Here is a 16,898-nt window from a genome sequence, read left to right on the forward strand (position 1 = left end):
CCGCCGGGAGCCCGATCACGCCGCCGAGGTCACCCGGTACACGTCGTAGACGCCCTCGACATTGCGCACCACGTTCAGCAGGTGGCCGAGGTGTTTGGGATCGCCCATCTCGAAGGTGAACTTGCTGATCGCGACGCGGTCGCCCGAGGTCATCACCGAGGCCGAGAGGATGTTCACCTTCTCGTCGGCGAGCACCTTGGTCACATCCGAGAGCAGGCGGGTGCGGTCCAGCGCCTCGATCTGGATGGCGACCAGGAATACCGAGGACGGCGACGGCGCCCAGGTGACCTCGATGATCCGTTCCTGTTGTGCCTGAAGCGAATCGGCGTTCGTGCAGTCGGTGCGATGCACGCTCACCGCGCCGCCGCGGGTGACGAAACCCATGATCTCGTCACCGGGAACCGGGGTGCAGCACTTCGCGAGTTTCGCGACAGTGCCCGGCGCACCGGGGATCTCGACCCCGGCGTCGCCACCGGACCGCTGACGCAGCGGCAGTGTGGAGGGCGTACTGCGTTCGGCCAGTTCGTTTTCCACGTCACCGACGCCGCCGAGTTGCGCCATCAGACGCTGCACGACGTGATGCGCGGACACCTGGTTCTCACCCACCGCCGCGTACAGCGCGGAGATGTCCGAGTAGTGCAGCTCATGGGCCAGCGCGGTCATCGCGTCGACGCTCATCAAACGCTGGAGCGGCAGGCCGGACCGGCGGACCTCCTTGGAGATCTGCTCCTTCCCCGCTTCGAGCGCCTCCTCACGACGTTCCTTGGCGAACCACTGGCGGATCTTGGCCTTCGCGCGCGGCGAGACGACGAAGTTCTGCCAGTCGCGGCTGGGCCCGGCGTTCTGTGCCTTGGAGGTGAAGATCTCGACGACCTCGCCGTTCTCCAGCTGCCGTTCCAGCGCGACCAGACGCCCGTTCACCCGCGCGCCGATGCATTTGTGCCCGACCTCGGTGTGCACCGCGTACGCGAAATCGACCGGAGTCGACTTCTGCGGCAACGTGATCACATCCCCCTTCGGGGTGAACACGAAGATCTCCGGCGACTTCAGGTCGAAGCGCAGCGACTCGAGGAACTCCGCCGGATCCGCGGCCTCCCGCTGCCAGTCCAGCAGCTGGCGCATCCAGGCCATATCGTCGACCTCGCCGAGATCGCCGGAGTGCTTACCCTTGGTCTCCTTGTAGCGCCAGTGCGCCGCGATGCCGAATTCGGCGGTGCGGTGCATGTCGCGGGTACGGATCTGCACCTCGAGCGGTTTACCGTCCGGACCCACGACGGTGGTGTGCAGCGACTGGTACACCCCGTAGCGCGGCTGGGCGATGTAGTCCTTGAACCGGCCCGCCATCGGCTGCCACAGCGAGTGCACCACACCGACCGCGGCGTAGCAGTCGCGCACCTCCTCGCACAGGATGCGGATGCCGACCAGGTCGTGGATGTCGTCGAAGTCCTTACCCTTGACGATCATCTTCTGATAGATCGACCAGTAGTGCTTCGGACGACCCTCGACACTGGCGTTGATCCGGCTCGCGGCCAGAGTGTTCACGATCTCGGCCCGAACCCTGGCCAGGTAGGTGTCGCGCGAGGGTGCGCGGTCGGCGACCAGACGCACGATCTCGTCGTACTTCTTCGGGTGCAGGATCGCGAACGCGAGATCCTCCAGCTCCCACTTGACCGTGGCCATACCCAGTCGATGGGCCAGCGGCGCAATGACTTCCAGCGTTTCGCGCGCCTTCTTGGCCTGCTTCTCCGGCGGCAGGAAGCGCATCGTGCGCATATTGTGCAGGCGGTCGGCGACCTTGATGACCAGCACGCGCGGATCGCGCGCCATCGCGATGATCATCTTGCGGATGGTCTCGGCCTCGGCGGCCGCACCCAGGTTGACCTTGTCGAGTTTGGTGACGCCGTCGACCAGGTGGGCGACCTCCTGGCCGAATTCCTCGGTCAGCTCGTCCAGGGAGTAGCCGGTGTCCTCGACCGTGTCGTGCAGCAGTGCGGCGACCAGGGTGGTGGTATCCATCCCGAGCTCGGCCAGGATATTGGCCACGGCCAGCGGGTGGGTGATGTACGGATCACCGGACTTGCGGAACTGGTGCGAATGCTTCTCGTCGGCGACGTCGAACGCGCGCTGCAACAGTTGCAGATTGGCCTTCGGATACAGCTCGCGATGCACCGTGGCCAGCGGCTCGAGCACCGGCTTGACCGCCGCGATACCGCGCTGACCGGTCATCCGGCGGGCCAGCCGGGCACGCACCCGGCGCGAGGCCGAGGTCGACACGACCGCCGGACTGCCCGGCTGACGTGGCGGCATGGCGCGCGGCGTCGGCGCAGGTGCGGGTGGCTCGGGAGAAGGCGCTACGCGATCGCCAGCGATCGTTTGCTCGGCATTCGCCTTTTCCAGATGCTGAGTCATGCCACCACCTCTCCCGCCTCGACCGGAACACCATATCCGATGCGCCGGTGGGGCTCAGACCACCAACTTTAATCCCCGTCGCCGACGACCGCCGCTTCCTGGGAAATGCGCCCGATTCCGGGGCGCACACGGCATCGGTGGACCGTCCGGCGGCCGGTCGAAACAGGCGTTCTATCTAGAACGCGAAGCGAGACCGGACAGTTCCCGCGCGATGCCACGAGTTCGCGGACGACCTGGCGGTGATCACGCACGCGCCGCGGCGCTGACCACCGCCCGCCCGTCACGGATCCTCCAGCAGTCCCTCCTCGGTGAGTTCCAGCCGACGGGTCACCCCGATCTCGTCGAGGAATCGCTGATCGTGGCTGACCACGATCAGCGCGCCCTCGAATCCGGTGAGCGCCTCGGTGAGATGGGCCAGGCTGGGCAGGTCCAGGTTGTTGGTCGGCTCGTCCAGGAGCAGCAGCCGGGGTGCGGGATCGGCCAACAGCAGCATCGCCAGCGCCGCACGCAGACGTTCCCCGCCCGAGAGCGCACCCGCCGCGACGTCGGCGTCCGCGCCGCGGAACAGGAAGCGGGCCAGCTGAGCACGCACCCGCTCGGCGGTGGCGTGCGGCGTTGCCGCCGAGACGTTCTCGAACACCGACCGCTGCTCGTCGAACACATCGAGCCGCTGCGGCAGCATTCGCCACGGCACCTTCGGCGGTTCCGCGGCGATCCGGCGCAGCAGCGTGGTCTTGCCCGCACCGTTGCGTCCCGTCAGAGCAATCCGCTCCGGGCCGTTCACCCGCAGGGAGACCACCGGGCCGTTGGCCAGCCGCACCTGGTCCAGCTCGATGACGTCCTGTCCCGGATACAGCCGCGTCCCGGGCAGATCCACCCGGATCTCCCGATCGTCGCGCAACTGATCCTGCGCCCGGTCCAGGCTCTGCCGCGCCTGCTCCACCTTGGCGATGTGGTTGTTGCGCAACTTGCCCGCGGAGACCTGGGCCTGCCGTTTGCGTTCGCCCATCACGATTTTCGGCTCGCGCTTCTGCTCGAACATCTTCTGCCCGTACCGCTGACGCCGATCCAGTTTGATCCGGGCCTCCACCAACTCGCGCGATTGTTTGCGAACATCGCTGCGCGCGTCGCGAATCGCCGCGCGGGCGGTCTCCTGCTCGGCCTCGATGATCTCCTCGTAGGCCGCGAAATTCCCGCCGAACAAACGGATCTCACCGCGCCGCAGTTCGGCGATGCCGCCCATCCGGTCGAGCAGTTCGCGATCGTGGCTGACGATCAGCACGGTGCCGGAGAACTGGTCGACGACCTCGTAGAGCCGTTGGCGCGCATGGCGATCCAGGTTGTTGGTGGGTTCGTCCAGCAGCAGGACCTCGGGTTCGCGCAACAGTTCGGCGACCAGGCCGAGCAGAATCGTCTCCCCACCCGACAGCGTGTCCAGGCGGCGATCCAGCTGCACGACGTCCCCGGCCAGGTAGTCCAGACCCAGGCGGCCCAGCAGCGCGACCGCGGACTCCTCGACATCCCAGCGGCCGCCGACGGCGTCGAAGTCCGCCTCGGTCCCCTCCCCCGATTCGATCCGGTGCAGCGCCCGCCGCACCCGATCGATACCGAGCACCTCATCCACCCGTTGACCTGCGGCCAGGCCGAGATCCTGGTGGAGATATCCGAGCCTGCCGCCGACGGTGATCGAACCGCGCGCGGGGCGCAGTTCACCGGCGATCAAGCGGAGCAGAGTGGACTTCCCGACGCCGTTGCTGCCGACCAGGCCGAGGTGACCGGGCCCGAGGACGGTATCCACACCGTCGAACACCGGGGTGCCGTCGGGCCAGGAGAAAGCGAGATCGGACAGCGAAACAGAAGTAGACATGTGCACGCTCCTGAGAGGTCGCGAGAATGCGGCGCGCGGGATGCGGGCCACTCGACGGCTACCTCAGAAGAGCAACGGCACGACTCCGATCAACGGAAACAAGACCCGGCTACGTTAGCCGACCGGCCCGATCCGCGCAAGGGATTCTTCGCCGACCCCTGCGTGCACAGCAACACGCCTCGACGCCGCACGGATCGATGTAGACTCGACTTATCAAGGGGCCTAACGGTTTCAGCGATTCGGCGATGGGATTCGCGCAGTATGAACAGCTATCGCAGACCCCATCGCCGTGGTCCGGTGGGCGCACTGGTCAGCGCCATCGGCAGCATCTTCGCTCTCATCGAGATCGTGCACATGCTGATGCTGCTGTTCGGGGTGAATTCGATGAACCGACTCGTCTCCGTCATCACATCCCTGGCCGAATCGCTGGCGCTGTTCTTCCCGGGCCTGTTCGACACCGGCAATCACGAGCTCAACATCGTCGTGGGTTACGGTCTGGCCGCGGCGTTCTGGCTGCTCGTGGCCGGGATCGTCGCCCGCGTACTGGGCCGATTCTGAGCTGTGCGCGCCGAGCGGCGCGCGTGATCAGTGCTCGCGCGGGGTGAGGAATTCGAGCCGGTGATGCTGGAGGAATTCGAAGGCCGGCGCCCACTGCCCGGTGAAGACGTCCTGCTCGTGCCCGACCGTATGCACCGAGGCTGCGCCGACCCGCGGGTTCTCACACACCACCCGCGCATCGTGCCGCCCGTGCCGCACCGGCCCGCTGTCCAGGCGCACCGTGCCGTCGCCGTTGACCGGCCGCCAGGGCGTCTCGACACCCGTGGCCGCGATCCGGCAGGAGTGTCCCGGCTTCTCGCCGGAGACCTGTGCGGTGATGGTGTTCCCGCCGTGCACGTCCACCGACGGTGCGGCCGAGGCGGTCGCGGCACCGACCGCGAAGACGACCCCCACCGCGCCCACGGCGGCGACGCTGATTCTGGTGTGCTGCGCTCGGCTCATGAGTCTGATTGTGAATCCGGATCCCTGTGAAATCGCTGAAGGTCAGCGACGATGTCGGCGTGTCCGCGAACGACCCGGCATCCGGCCGCGCCGCCGCGGCACGAGCATAACCACCCACCCGGCAACTCACAACCGCAGCCGGGAACTACAGGCGCACAATCGAAGTCAGCGGATAGTCGCCCTGATGCTTGCGGCCGTCCAGGAAACCGAGTTCGAGTACCACCGCGGCGGCCGTCACCTCCGCACCGGCCTCGGCGAACAGGCCCGCCGCCGCGGCCAGGGTGCCGCCGGTGGCCAGCACGTCGTCCAGCAACAGGACCTTGCGACCCTTCAGATCGATGCCGTCGGCGGGGATCTCCAGTGCGGCCGAACCGTATTCGAGGGTGTACTCGCGCGAGAGCACCGGCGGCGGGAGCTTACCGGCCTTGCGGACCGCGACGACGCCGGTACCCAGTGCCGCCGCGACGCCAGCGCCCAGCAGGAAGCCGCGCGCGTCCACCCCGGCCACCAGATCCGCGTCCGGTGCGCACGCGCCCAGGCAATCGATCACCGCGTGGAATCCGTCGGCGTCCGCGAACACCGGGGTCAGATCGGCGAAACGCACACCGGGAGTGGGGAAGTCGTCATGCCATCGGGTCAACCGCTGCACCGCTTCGGCGGCCCGCGCGACGCGCTCCCCCACCGTGTCGGCCGACTCGGCCATGCCGTGTTTACTCATCCACACCCACTCCACTCATCCGACGCCCGGCATCCCGGGGCCGCGCCACACCGGCCACGCTCACCGCCGCAACACCCAGCGATCCATATTCCATCCCGCACCGGACTCGGTGGGGTTCACGACTCCGCTCTGCATACCGTTGCCGAAGGCGATCGTCCGCGGTGTGTCGAACAGCGGAATCGTCGGCATCTCGTTCCACAGCAGATTCTCGCCCTCGGTGTCCAGATTCAGCACGTTGGTCGAATCGTCGTCCGCCGCAAGCTGATCGGTGATCGCATCGTAACGGCCGTTGCCGTAGTGACCGAAATTCAGGCCCTGGCCGGTGTACAGCGCCGCGGCGGCGCCGATGCCGGACAGCGACCCGGCCGGACCGGGCGCACCGGCGGTACTGCCCAGCACCGCGTCCACGCCGGCGCCGAGCTGAGTCGGCACGAAGGTCGGCGAACCCGCGTCCACCACCGTGATCCCGGCCGCCCGGCAGGCGTCGGCGATCATCGCGACGGTCTGCGCCCGCCGATCGTCCGGTGCGCGATAGCCGACGCGCACGGTCGGATTGCTCACCCCCGCCGAACTCAGGGCCGGCTGCGCCCCGGCGGTGTCACCGCCGGGGTACTTGCCCGCAGCACCGGTACTCGGTGCGTAGTACAGCGAATCCGCCTGTGTCGTACGGGAATTCAACGGACCCGAGCCCAGGCCCGATTTCTGGTCGAATCCCGGATGTCCCAGCTTGTCGAACAACGTCTTGCGCGGAACGCACAGCGCGAAAGCACGGCGCGCGTCGGACGAGGCGAAAACTCCCGACGTGGCCAGCACCAGCTGCTCCGCGCCCCGACCGGGCACCTGGTTCACCGAGAATCCGCTCAGATCCAGATCCTTGACCGAACCCGCGCCGATGTCGACGACGCCGACCGCCTTGTCGGACATCTTCTGCTTCAGGTCGGTGTTCTTGGGCCACACCACGATTCGCGGCGTGCGCGGCGGCAGACCCCACCACTTCTCGTTCTTGACCAGGACCAGACCATCGGTGGCGCTGTAGGAATCGATCCGGTACGGCCCCGAGGACGGGAAGAGTTTGGTGTCGAGCTTGTCGGGCGTGAGATTCCAGCCGGTATTCCAGAACTGCGCCAGTTTGTCCATCACGGTGGGATCGGCGGTCTGCACCGCCGAGACCACACTCGGCACCCCCGCGGACTGCGCCGCGATGTGCGCGGGCATCAGATTCGCGGCGCCGAAAAGGGTCTGCCAGGGCAGGAAGTGCCGCCCCGGGCGGAAGACCACCGTCGCATCCTTCGAACCGGGCTGGCATTCGACCTTCTCGATATCGCGATAGCCCGCGGTGGAGGCCGCATCGAACATCGGCACCTGACCACCGGCCCCGGCCTTGGTGAACCGGCCGCTGCGTGCGGCCCACTCCAACACCAGATCGTCACAGGAGGTGGGCACCCCGTCGGAGTACACGCCGTCCGGATTCAGCCGGTACTGGATGGTCTGCACATCACCCGGCACCTGCTTGGCGGTGCCGTAGTCGGTGTCCGCGACCGGCTGACCGTCCGGACCGGTGTAGAAGAATCCGGTCGACACCCGCGAGAAGATCGCTGCCGCACCGCCGTTCGCACCCGACGTGGTGCCGCCGTTGTAGCTCAGCGGTACCGCGTCGACCGCATAGCCGATGGACGGCACCTGATTCTTCGCCGAACATCCGGCCAGAGCGCCACCGACGAGCGCACCCGCCGACAGCACCCCGATCGTTTGCCGCATCCACCGACGGCGCGTGCCGACCCCTCCGTGGTTACGCACGCTGCCCTCCGTCGTTACGCAAGCTTCCTCCGCTGAATTCGCTGCGACTGCGCGAGGGCAGCGCCCGCATGATCAGTGCCTGTTCTTCTGCCGCTTTCCGGTCGGCCGCGCACCCGGCCTCGGCGCGGCGGACCGGGGCGCATCGCCCGACGGTTCACGACGGCGGGGTGCGGTGCCCGCGGGCGCCGCGCGACGCGGAGCCGCCGCCTCGTCTTCGGCGGCCCGAGCAGCCCGGCCCGCCCGCTTGTCGAGCACCTTCTTCGTGTGCGCGGCCACCGGCCCCCAGCGCTCCTTGATCGAGACCAGCAGCGGCACCGCGAAGAAGATCGAGGAGTACGCGCCGACGACCATACCGATGAGCTGCACCAGCGCCAGATCCTTCAGCGTGCCGACGCCCAGCAGCCACACCGCGATGACCAGCATGCCGATGATCGGCAGAATGCCGATGATGGTGGTGTTGATCGAACGCATCAGCGTCTGGTTGGCCGCGAGGTTCGCGAATTCGGCATACGTGCGGTTGGTGCGGTGCAGCACACCCCGGGTGTTCTCCTCGACCTTGTCGAAGACGACGACGTTGTCGTAGAGCACGTATCCGAGGATGGTCAGCAGGCCGATCACCGCGGCCGGGGTCACCTCGAAGCCGACGATCGAGTAGAGCCCGGCGGTCACGATCAGGTTGAAGAACAGCGAGGCGATCGCGGCGATGGACATATCGCGTTCGAACCGGATCGCGATGTAGATCATCGTCAGCAGGACGAACACGCCCAGCGCGATGAGCGCCTTGCGGGTGACCTGGCCACCCCAGGTCGAACTGATCTCCGCGATGCTGATCGCGTTGCGACTGACCGTTCCGGTCGAATCCTTCGGATGGAAGGCGTCGAACAGCGCGGTCTGCACCTTGTCCTGCTGCGTGGCATCCAGTGTGTCCGAACGGATCTCGTACGAGGCCGCGGCGCCGGAGCCGACCTTCTGCACGGTGACCGGATCGTGCCCGAGCGCCTTGGCATAGGCATCGGTGACCTGCGAGGTGCCGGTCCCGGCGACGGCGGGCAGCTGGATCCGGGTGCCCCCGGCGAAGTCGATGCCGAGGGTGAACCCGCGCAGCCCGATACTCAGCAGCGCGATCAGGATCAGCAGCGCGGCGATCACGTAGTACATCCGGCGTCGCCCGACGATCCGGAATCCACCGGTACCGGTGTACAGCCGTTCGAAGAATCCGTGTTTGGGCGCGGCAGCGGCCTGATCGTTCACGGTGTCGGTCTCCATGACGGAACTCGGGTTGCTCATCACGCCTCCTTACCGGCCGGGACGCCGGCGGCGGCCTTGCGTTCACGGGCGTACTGCGCCACCGCGCCCAGGCCGTTCACCGAGGGCTTGGCCCAGAACGGCGAGCGCGAGGCCAGCATCATCAGCGGCGAGGTGACCAGGTACAGCACGATGACGTCGAGCACGGTGGTCAGACCGAGGGTGAAGGCGAAGCCCTTCACCTGACCGGCGGCCAGGATGTACAGCACCGCCGAGGCGATCAGGCTGACCGTCTTACCCGACAGGTTCGTACGCTGGGCTCGCGACCAGCCGCGTGGCACCGCCGAACGGAAACTTCGGCCCTCGCGCATCTCGTCCTTGATGCGTTCGAAGAACACCACGAACGAGTCCGCGGTCATACCGATACCGATGATCAGACCCGCGATACCGGCCAGGTCCAGGGTGAAATTGATCCACCGGCCCAGCAGCACGATGATCCCGTACACCGCGAAACCCGAAGCGACGAGCGAGAATCCGGCGAGGAAGCCGAGCATCCGGTAGTAGAGCAGGCAGTACAGCAGCACCGCGATCAGACCGATCGCACCGGCGATCAGACCCGCGTGCAGCGAGGACAGGCCCAGCGTCGCGGAGACCGTCTCGGCCTCCGAGGTGGCGAAGGACAGCGGCAGCGAACCGTACTTCAGCTGGTTCGCCAGATCCTTGGCGGTGGTGGCGTTGAAGTGCCCGGTGATCGAGGTGGTGCCGCCCTCCTGCGGGCCCTGCTGCACCACCGGTGCGCTGACGACCTTCGAGTCGAGGACGAATGCGACCTGCTGGTTCACGTAGTCGCCGGTGAGCTTGGCCCACGGATCGGAGTGCTTGAAGGTCAGGTCCACCGACCACTGCGACTGCTGCTGGTTGAACGAGGCGCTGGCGTCCTTGATGTCCTGGCCGTCGATGCGGCTCTTGTCCAGCAGGTAGGTGCCGGTGCCGTCGGTCGCACAGGTGACCAGCGGCAGATTCGGGTCGTCGTTACCGGCCAGCGGATCGGGCTTGCTGCAATCCAGGGTCGCCAGCGCGTACTGCTGGATCTGCTGGTCGGTGCTCTGCCGGATCAGCTTGGCTTCGGCGATGGCCTTCTTGGTCTGCTCGGCCGGGCTGAGCGTATTCGCCGGGGCCGGGGCCGAGGTGGTCGGAGCCGGAGTGCCGGGCTTCGGTGTCGTCGACGGCGTGGGCTTCTTCGGCGTGGCCGGCGGCGTGGTCGGGGCCTGCTGGTGGTTCAGATCCTGCGCCAGCGGCACCTGGTAATCCGCCGGGAAAACGCGGTTCTGCGGCGCGTGGTTGGCCGTCGCGGGCTTCTGCGCACCCGGCGCGGGTGTGGCCTTACCCGGTGTCGCATTGCCCGGCTGCTGCGTGCCCGGCGGCGTCACGCCCGGCAGCGGCAGTCCGGGAGTGACGTTGCCGGTGGGGCCGCCCGGAAGTCCGCCCGCGGCGTTCTGCTGACCGGACTGCAGGACCGGACGGATGTAGAGCTTGGCGGTGGTGGCCAGCGACTTGGCCTGCTGACCGTTCTGTCCGGGCACCGTGATCACCAGGTTGTCACCGTCGATGACGACCTCCGACCCGGCGACACCGAGGCCGTTCACTCGGGACTCGATGATCTGCTGGGCCTGTTTGAGGCTGTCCTGACTCGGCTTGTTGCCATCCGGCGTGCGCGCGCTCAGCGTCACGCGCGTGCCGCCTTGCAGGTCGATACCGAGTTTGGCCGCTGCGGTCTTCGCATCGGTGAAGAACACCAGGCCGTAGATCACGATCAGCAGCAGCGCATAGACGCCGAGCAGCCGCAGCGGATGCCCCGTTCCCTTGGAAGGTGGCACAGTTCTTATCTCCTGGACGGTGTTGGGCCGGGCAGTGGACAGGGTGAGCAGGCGGATGCCGGTCGAGCGGTCGACTGCGGACATGCCGCAGCGCCGTCGCACACGGCCGGTGCGGCCGGGCGACGACGCGGGTGGGTCATTCCTTGGTCAGCCGGGCGTTGGTGTCCTCGACGGACTCCTCCACGGTGGCGCCGTCGACCGCGGTGTGCGGCGGCTGCGCCTCGGTAGTGGCGGAGCCCTCCGGCTCGGTCGCCTCGACCTCGGAGTCGTGCGGCTCGAACTCGGCCGACCCCGGGGCATCGTCGGTGCGCACCTCGCGCACGGCGGCACGCAGCCAGGTGGTCACGACGTCCTCGGCGATCTCCAGGTCGATGGTCGTCTCGTCGAGATCGACCACGGTGCCGAGCAGGCCCGAGGTGGTGGTGACCCGATCGCCGACCTTCAGGTTCTCCTGCATGGAGGTAGTGTTGGCGGCCTCGCGCTTCTGTCGGCGGACGCCGAGGAACATCGGCACCAGCAGGGCTACCAGCAGCAGGGGAAACAGCAGTTGAGCCATCGTTGTCGTCGGTCCTAGGTCTGTCGATGGAAGCGGTCCGGCGGACGCCGAACTGCCAGCGTAGTACCCCAGTCTGCCATCAGCTCGCCGTTACCGCCCACGGCGGTCGCTTCGAGCACCCGTACCGACGCCGACGCCGTCGCGACCGGGCGGCCGTCCCCGGGGTCGGGCGAACACTACCCCACCACGCGACCCGCGGGCCGCGCGGCCACCGAGCGAACGCGGCGAGGGCGACGAAGCGGACTACGCGTGTTCGTAGAGGTAGTCGTCCAGCGGGAAGCTGACCGCCTCACGATGAGCGTTCAGGGTGCTTGTCGGACGCAGCAGTGCGGCCTCGCCGTGCTGGTTGAAGTAGTAGCTGCGCGCGGTCGAGCAGTGCCCGTCGTAGAACACCGAGGACTCCAGCTTCTCGGTGACCCGGTCCAGGAATTCGGTGTTGGCCCGCTCGGTCACCTCGAACACCTGGGCGTCGCGCCGGAACATCTCCCCGAACAACCGGCCCATATGTTTCATCTGCGCCTCGATGGTGGTGAAGTACGACAGGCCGCTGTAGGAGTACGGGCTGTTCAGGCTCAGGAAGTTCGGGAACTTCGGCACCGTGATGCCCTCGTACGCCTGGAATCGGTTGTCCCGCCAGAACTTTCCGAGATCCACTCCGTCGCGGCCGATGATCTCGATGGCCGGGAAGTTCACGTCCCACAGATTGAAGCCGGTGGCCAGGATCAACGTATCGATCTCGGTGGTGTGGCCGTCGGCGGTGACGATGCCGCCCGGCTCGACGCGTTCGATCGAGTTCGTCTCCAGATGCACGTGCGGTTCGTTGAACGTCCGGAAATAGCTGTTCGAGAACGTCGGCCGCTTACAGCCGAAGTCGTAGTGCGGGGTGAGCTCACGCCGGGTCTCCGCATCGCGCACCTGGGTCCGCAGATGCGCCTTCGCCAGCAGGCCCGCGCCCCGGTTCAGCAGTTTCGCCTGCCGGAAGTGCAGGACGCCGATCACCATCAGCGCCTCGAGCGCGGTGGTATTGGCCAGGCGGGCGGCCTGCTGGGTGAGCGGCACCCGATCGAAGAGGTTCTGCACCACCGGCGGGATCGGCATATCGATCTTGGGCACGACCCAGATCGGGGTGCGCTGGAACACCGTCAGCTCGTTCACCACGCGCGCGACTTCGGGCACCAGTTGCACCGCGGTCGCGCCGGTGCCGATGATCGCGGCCCGGCGGCCGGTCAGGTCGTAGTCCTGATCCCAGGCGGTGGTGTGAATGATCTTGCCCGCGAAGGTCTCGATGCCCGGGAATGGCGGGGTGTACGGCTGGGACAGGAAACCGGTCGCGGTGAGCAGATACCGGGCGGTCAGCGGTTGACCGCCCTCGATGTTCACCACCCACTGGTTGTGTTCGGCGTCCCAGCGGGCGCCAGAGACGACGGTGTCGAACCGCATCCGCCGACGCAGATCGTATTTGTCCGCGACGTGTTCGGCGTACCGCTTCAGCTCCGCACCCGGCGCGAACAGTCGCGACCAGTGCGGATTGGGTTCGAAGGAGTACGAGTAGGTGACCGAGGCGATGTCCACCGCGAGTCCGGGATAGCGGTTCACATGCCAGGTCCCGCCCAGATCGCTCTCGCGCTCCAGGATCACGAAATCACCGAGTCCGAGCCGGTCGAGCTCGATGCCCGCACCCATGCCACCGAACCCGGCTCCGACCACGATCGCATCGAATCGAGGCGCCACGACGAACCTCCCGTTACGCAAAGTATCTGATACAGAATGACACATTATTCACCGCAGGCACACCCACCATCGAACCCCTTGCACGAGACCCGATCGAATTATTGTGACCCGCACTACATTCGCGTCGATCCGTAGTAAGAATGTTCGGTGTGACGACCGAGGACGAGCGGATGGCCCGCTTCGCCAGAACCCCCGCGGGCCAGCGCGGCTACGACGCGGCCGAGGTGGACGCCTTCTGCGAGCGGATCGCCGCGGCGTTCCAGGGCTCCACGATGCTCACCGCCGCGCAGATCCGCGAACACGAATTCGCCGCTGCCGCATTCGGGCACCATGGCTACGATCGCGACCAGGTGGACGATTATTTGGATCGCGCCTGCGTGGATCTCGAATACGCGCGCCGCGGGGACTCACCGCACCCCGGCCCCGAGCGGCTGAGCCCGCGCGATGTCCAGCGGCTGCGGTTCTCCGCGCCACCGCCCGGACGTGACGGCTATGCCGCCGCCGAGGTCGACACCTTCCTCGACGTCGTCGCCGCCACTCTCGCGCATGCCGGACCCACCGGCCTGAGCAGCCAGGACGCACGGGCGATCGACTTCTGCCCGGCCGAACCCGGCGGCCCGTCCTATTACGCCGACGAGGTGGACGCCTTTCTGGACGTCGTCGTGCGGACGCTGACCGAGCAGGAGCAGAAGCACACCGCATCGTGAGTAGTGTGGGCACCCGATCCGGCCTGCCGAGCGGAAGGTGATGCATGCACTGGGATCAGATGACGGCTACACCGAACGACCTGCGCAAGCGGGCAACTCGCCTGCGACGGGGCGTCGGGCAACTCGGCGTCATCGAGTCGATCCTCGACGCCGCGGACGGGCCGTGGCTGGGCGTGATGGACGCCGACGGCCGCGGCACCGCGGAACTGCGCATGCATCTGGCGGGCCGCTACCGCCTGACCGCGGTGGTGACCAGCGCCGGAAAATTGAGCATGGTGCAGATGCACGCGCCCGAGGTCGGCGAACGGGTGATCTCGGGTAAACCCGCACTGCGGCAGGGCTGGGACGAGACCGTGACCATGCCCAAACAACCCGACTGGCTGGACTACGTCATCGATTGGGTAGGCGCGGCCAGCGCCGACGTGGACCGCCGCACCGTCATCGCCTGGCAACTCCAGGGCGCCGACCGCCGCCTGGCCGCCATGGACGACACCCTCGAGGGTATGCGCGCCAGCCTCGCCGAACGCGAACAACTCCGCGACGAACTCGCCGCCGAGATCGACCTTCTCCGTAGCGAGTTCGACTCCCTGCCCGAACGTCCGGGCGACACAACCAACCTCCCTGCCGGACCCGGCACGGACGTGCCCGAAATCCCCCGCAGCAATCGCCCCGCCGAACCTGACACGGCTGCACCCGGAACTCCCGGCAGCAATCTCCCCACCGAATCCCACACAGTCGCACCCGAATTCTCCACCGACAATCGCCCCACCGAACTCGGCACGAGCACACCCGATCTGCCCGGCGGCAATTCCCCCACCGAATCCCACACAGTCGCACCCGAATTCTCCACCGACAATCGCCCCACCGAACTCGGCACGAGCACACCCGATCTGCCCGGCGACGATCTCCCCGCAGACGATCGCCTCCCCGAACTCGGCGCAGGCGTGCATGACATCCCCGGCGCGCCCGGAGCTTGCGAACCAGGCAATCCCGCGGATGATCAAATCCCCCGGCCGAACACGCTCCCACAGGAGAATCCGGCCGTCATGTCCGCCCCGACCGATATTTCACGAGTCGACGCGAACACACAGATCTGAGTTTCAGCGCGAGTCAAGCAGATTCGAAAGCTCGGTGATATATCCGCATGATGCGTTCGTCGCGGCGACATCTTCGCGATGACAGGCGTATCCGCCCGTGCCGATGTCGTCCATGACGCTCCGACAGCGGCGCTCCGACTGTGGGCACATCCCGGATCGGGCCCGTAACACAACGCAGCGTCGTCCGGGGCGGATGCCCGAACGACGCTGCGCGAGGAGAGATCTCGTCCGGTGAATACCGGCCGGGTGATTTCGAACTACGGGGTGGAGTAACCGATCAGGGCGCCGATGCCGGCACCGAGCGGGATGGTCACCAGGGCGCCGACGCCGCCGAGGAAGAAGCCGATCACCGCACCGATACCGGCACCGATCAGGGCGCCCACACCAGCGTTGTACTGCTTGCGCGCGGTCGTGTCCGCCTCGTCGATCGACTGCACGACGTTCGACGACGCGGATTGCGGTGTGAGGGTGAGGGTTCGGCCGTCGTTGGCGATGCGCGGGGTCAGGCCGACGATTCCGGCGGCGGACTGCAGGCCCAGCGGAACCGTGGCCACGACCGCGCCCGAGGCATTGGTGAGCGTGACCGACCGGGCATCGGGCGCCAGGGCGAACCGGCCCGCCGCGACGGTCGTGGCCACACCGGTGTCGTCCGCGGTCGGCGCGACCGAATACTGCACGCCGTGATCGGCCCCCTGAATGGCGGTGGCGGCGGGCGTGACAGGCCGTGCTTGCACGACACCCGCGGTGACGCCGGTGGCGCCGATCGCGAGTAGCGCGGTAGCAGCGAACTTCTTGGCTCTCATATGCATTCCCCTCAAATCCGTCGGTTGTTTCACCGACACGTCCGACCCCCGACGTTTCGACCGCATCCATTCTGGCGGAAGCCTCGCGGGGGCGGTCGCTTTTGGATCACATTGCCTGACAAGGTTTCCCCCGATGAGAGTGCCCGGAACCGCTGCGGTGCGCCACCCCTGCCGGGTGCATACCGCCAGTACTGCGGACAACCAGCAGGTGAACCACTTCGGTGAGATGGATCACGATATCGCCGAGGTGTGGGAAACCGTTGTGCGCCAGGTGGATAGCCCGTCCGGCGAACGGATCACATCCGGGAGTACCGCCGCGGCCCGCGATACTGCTGCGCCCAGCCCCGACGGCCACGCAGGAAGATGAAGAACAGCACCGGGAACACGAAGAACGGGACGACGTGGATCGTCACAGCGAGGACGACGGCGAGTATCAGCACGGCGAACACGACCACCGGGATCAACGACCTGGGCGCCCGAGCAGGCGCGGGCTGTGCCGACTGCGGCACCACCGGGCTCGGCAGATCACTGAACAGCACCGCGAGGTCCGCGGCCGTCTTCGCGGCATACGCCCGCGCCACCCGATCGTCGTATTCGTCGACCTCCAGCCGGCCCGCCGCGAAATGTTCGCCCAGCGATGCGGCCGCCTGCTCACGTTCCGCCGTGCCGATCCGCACGGTGCGCGATGTCGGGGACGCCCCGAAGCCCACGGAGTCTGATTCGGCCATCTCTACCGCCTCACCGGAAAATACGACAATCGAGCTGCCACCAGGGTAGATCGCACTCGGTCCGGCGCGCCTGCGCCGTGCTGCGTATTCGCGGCTACGCCCGGCGACGCAGTCCGCGGCATTCGGTGCGCGTATCCCCGGGCCGGTCGAATGCCGGTGCGCGCCCGCCATTTCCACATATCCGGCCGCATTGTGCGACACAGTCGGGCGAGCAGATGTTCGCGCAGAGCCGAATTCGCTGGCCGCAGGGCACAGAAACCGGCCTTGGCCAGCCATTTCCCGAAATGCCACGAAAGCGGCAGTTCGTACGATATCCGAGGATGCACACCTGTCAACTTGTTTTCCGGCCGACATCGCAGGTCGG

Annotated in this window: 14 protein-coding genes; 3 read left to right on the forward strand and 11 right to left on the reverse strand. The window is 67.2% G+C overall.

Annotation, left to right across the window (positions count from 1 at the left end; genetic code table 11):
• Positions 1–15: 15 nt before the first annotated feature.
• Positions 16–2,307: a RelA/SpoT family protein gene (locus ON40_RS19865; RefSeq protein WP_235747711.1), complete on the reverse strand. Its 2,292-nt coding sequence runs from the start codon at positions 2,305–2,307 to the stop codon at positions 16–18.
• A 382-nt stretch (positions 2,308–2,689) separates the two neighbouring features.
• Positions 2,690–4,276 carry an ABC-F family ATP-binding cassette domain-containing protein gene (locus ON40_RS19870; protein WP_040825181.1) on the reverse strand — a complete coding sequence of 529 codons (1,587 nt, stop codon included), beginning with the start codon at positions 4,274–4,276 and terminating at the stop codon, positions 2,690–2,692.
• Between the two features lie 261 nt (positions 4,277–4,537).
• On the opposite strand from ON40_RS19870, the gene ON40_RS19875 reads away from it, so the two are divergent.
• Positions 4,538–4,834, forward strand: coding sequence for a hypothetical protein (locus tag ON40_RS19875; protein WP_051193321.1), 297 nt, complete (start codon positions 4,538–4,540; stop codon positions 4,832–4,834).
• 27 nt (positions 4,835–4,861) lie between these two features.
• On the opposite strand, the gene ON40_RS19880 is transcribed toward ON40_RS19875, so the two are convergent.
• The 7 genes from ON40_RS19880 to ON40_RS19910 form a co-directional block, all read right to left on the reverse strand.
• The gene (locus tag ON40_RS19880) at positions 4,862–5,275 is read right to left on the reverse strand and encodes a hypothetical protein (protein WP_040825056.1); all 414 of its coding nucleotides are present in this window, start codon (positions 5,273–5,275) and stop codon (positions 4,862–4,864) included.
• A gap of 145 nt (positions 5,276–5,420) precedes the next feature.
• Positions 5,421–5,993: an adenine phosphoribosyltransferase gene (locus ON40_RS19885; protein ID WP_051193322.1), complete on the reverse strand. Its 573-nt coding sequence runs from the start codon at positions 5,991–5,993 to the stop codon at positions 5,421–5,423.
• Positions 5,994–6,053: 60 nt separating this feature from the next.
• Positions 6,054–7,751 carry an ABC transporter substrate-binding protein gene (locus ON40_RS19890; RefSeq protein WP_040825058.1) on the reverse strand — a complete coding sequence of 566 codons (1,698 nt, stop codon included), beginning with the start codon at positions 7,749–7,751 and terminating at the stop codon, positions 6,054–6,056.
• 111 nt (positions 7,752–7,862) lie between these two features.
• Positions 7,863–9,077 (reverse strand): protein translocase subunit SecF, encoded by a 1,215-nt coding sequence (gene secF, locus ON40_RS19895; RefSeq protein ID WP_040825059.1) that lies wholly within the window; start codon positions 9,075–9,077, stop codon positions 7,863–7,865.
• Complete coding sequence (gene secD / locus ON40_RS19900) at positions 9,077–10,912, reverse strand: protein translocase subunit SecD (protein WP_040825184.1); 1,836 nt, start codon at positions 10,910–10,912, stop codon at positions 9,077–9,079. The genes secF and secD overlap by 1 nt, the downstream gene beginning before the upstream one ends.
• Positions 10,913–11,048: 136 nt before the next feature.
• Positions 11,049–11,468: a preprotein translocase subunit YajC gene (gene yajC / locus ON40_RS19905; RefSeq protein WP_040825061.1), complete on the reverse strand. Its 420-nt coding sequence runs from the start codon at positions 11,466–11,468 to the stop codon at positions 11,049–11,051.
• 243 nt (positions 11,469–11,711) lie between these two features.
• Positions 11,712–13,199 (reverse strand): flavin-containing monooxygenase, encoded by a 1,488-nt coding sequence (locus ON40_RS19910; RefSeq protein ID WP_040825063.1) that lies wholly within the window; start codon positions 13,197–13,199, stop codon positions 11,712–11,714.
• A gap of 149 nt (positions 13,200–13,348) precedes the next feature.
• Here ON40_RS19910 and ON40_RS19915 point away from each other — a divergent pair, with 149 nt between their 5' ends.
• Entirely contained in the window at positions 13,349–13,906 is a 558-nt protein-coding gene (locus ON40_RS19915) for a DivIVA domain-containing protein (protein WP_083895798.1), read from the forward strand.
• Positions 13,907–13,950: 44 nt separating this feature from the next.
• On the forward strand, positions 13,951–15,003 hold the full coding sequence (locus ON40_RS19920; protein WP_040825064.1) for a hypothetical protein: 1,053 nt from the start codon (positions 13,951–13,953) through the stop codon (positions 15,001–15,003).
• 257 nt (positions 15,004–15,260) lie between these two features.
• Here the strand turns inward: ON40_RS19920 and ON40_RS19925 are convergent, their stop codons facing one another.
• Together ON40_RS19925 and ON40_RS19930 are read right to left on the reverse strand one after the other, a co-directional pair.
• Complete coding sequence (locus tag ON40_RS19925; protein WP_040825066.1) at positions 15,261–15,806, reverse strand: DUF8020 domain-containing protein; 546 nt, start codon at positions 15,804–15,806, stop codon at positions 15,261–15,263.
• A gap of 296 nt (positions 15,807–16,102) precedes the next feature.
• Positions 16,103–16,534, reverse strand: coding sequence for a DUF1707 SHOCT-like domain-containing protein (locus ON40_RS19930; RefSeq protein WP_063713050.1), 432 nt, complete (start codon positions 16,532–16,534; stop codon positions 16,103–16,105).
• Positions 16,535–16,898: the final 364 nt, after the last annotated feature.

The organism is Nocardia jiangxiensis NBRC 101359 (genome assembly GCF_000308615.1).
GTDB classification, from domain to species: Bacteria; Actinomycetota; Actinomycetes; order Mycobacteriales; family Mycobacteriaceae; genus Nocardia; species Nocardia jiangxiensis.